The following is a 1,755-nucleotide window of genomic DNA, read 5'->3' as shown; positions in this document are numbered from 1 at the left end:
AAACAAAGTCATAGTGCTAGAGGGACGTAGCCCCGAGAGGTATTCAAGGTAAGTTAGATCTGTCCATCTGCCCATAGGGATCCCCTCCATTGCCTAGAGCGGTTTGGCTAATCCTGGGGTTGGGCTTGTTCATGCGGGGCCTGGTGGCTGCCCTTTTGCCGCCGGGCTTTGACGAAGCCTACTACTACCTCTACACCCGCCATCTGGATTGGAGCTATTTTGACCATCCGCCGCTGGTGGCCTGGACAACGGGCTTGGGGCCTGCCTTGACCGGTCAGGTGTCGGCTTTTTCTATTCGACTGGGATCCCTGCTGCTCTATTCTGGCTCTTCCCTACTCCTTTACTACACCGGAGCACGCCTTTTCTCTGATCAGGCAGGACTGATCAGCTTGGCGGCCATCAGCATCGCGCCGATCCTTTGGATTGGGTTTGGGGTGCTGACCTTGCCGGATAGCCCGCTGATCTTTTTTACGGCAGCAACCTTGTGGGTGGCCGCTCAGGAGTTTTTTCCGGCTCCTTTGGGGCAGGGGAAATTGGGAGTCTATGGGGCGGCTCGCTATCGGCCAGGGCCTAGGCTAGCGCTCATAGGTCTCTTGGTGGGGCTGGCCTGCTTGGGGAAGTACCACGGCTTGGCTTTGGGGTTCGGCCTGGTACTCTTTTGTCTGCTCAGCCCAGTTCATCGCTGTGCCTTGAGGTCGGGCTGGACGGTGCTGGCGGTGCTGGGTTTTGTGCTGGCCTTCAGCCCGGTGCTGATCTGGAACGCCCAGCAGGATTGGGTCTCCTTTCACTTTCAGGCGGGGCGGGCGGTGCCGGAGGCAGGGTATCAACTGCAAGCGCTGGGGCTGACGATCCTTTCTGAAATCTTTTACCTGTTCCCCAGCTTGGGGATCCCTTTGTGGTGGGCGAGTTTGGCAGGGACGGGTCGGGTGGCCCTGCAGATTCTCCGCGGGATGCGGCTGACGGATGAAGAGCTCAAGCACCTTTTGATCCTGGCCTGTGGATTACCGCTGGTGTTGGCCTTTACCTTGATGGGAGGCTACCGGCCCATCTTGCCCACCTGGCCCATGCCGGGGTTTTGGGTGCTGACGCTGCTGCTGGGATCCTTCTGGGAACGGTGGCCGGGAGCGAAGCGAACCTTAGTGGGGACGGCAGTGATGGTGAGTTTGGTGGTGGGGGTGGGGCTGGCCCATGTGCGCTATGGCCTGCTGCAGGCTCCTGGCGGGCTGGGCCTGTGGCCCGTGGAGCAGGATCCCTCTACTCAGCTCATTGAAATTGAGCAGTTGCGGCAGCGGTTTCGGACGGATCCCCGCCTGGCTCAAGCCCTTGAGGAGGCAGAGTTCGTTTTTACCAATGTCTATTTTTTGGGCGGTCAGATCGCCATGGCCCTGGCTCCGCTGACGGACAAGCCTCTGACCTGCCTGGATGCAGATTTGCGGGGCTTTGCCTTTTGGTCGCAGCCGCAGGATTGGCTGGGGCAGGATGGGCTGCTCATCACTTCCAAGTTGTTCCAGCCGAGGGCAGGGATCCCAGCCACCTATGGCGACTACTTTGCCCAAATCGAGCCTGTGGCCGAGGTTCCCCTGGTGCGGGCAGGGGCGGTGGCGCAAACCTTTCAGGTGTACCTGGCTCGACAGATGCGCAAGCCCTATCCCCGCCCTTATTCCCGCCTGCAATAACAGCAGAGGACATCCTGGGCAAAGCTAGAGGGGGCGATGTCTGTCGAACCAGCGCATCAGCATTGCAGCCAAGCGTTCG

The 1,755-nt window shown here is 60.0% G+C and carries 1 protein-coding gene; it reads left to right on the top strand.

The genetic code is table 11. The features are described from left to right. Positions 1 to 89 precede the first annotated feature (89 nt). Positions 90 to 1,676, top strand: coding sequence for an ArnT family glycosyltransferase (locus tag NW838_RS15640; RefSeq protein ID WP_414428354.1), 1,587 nt, complete (start codon positions 90 to 92; stop codon positions 1,674 to 1,676). The last annotated feature ends 79 nt before the right edge of the window (positions 1,677 to 1,755 follow it).

Source organism: Synechococcus sp. R55.2 (genome assembly GCF_047462075.1).
In the GTDB taxonomy this organism is placed as follows: domain Bacteria; phylum Cyanobacteriota; class Cyanobacteriia; order Thermostichales; family Thermostichaceae; genus Thermostichus.
This window is presented reverse-complemented; position numbering and strand designations above follow the sequence as displayed.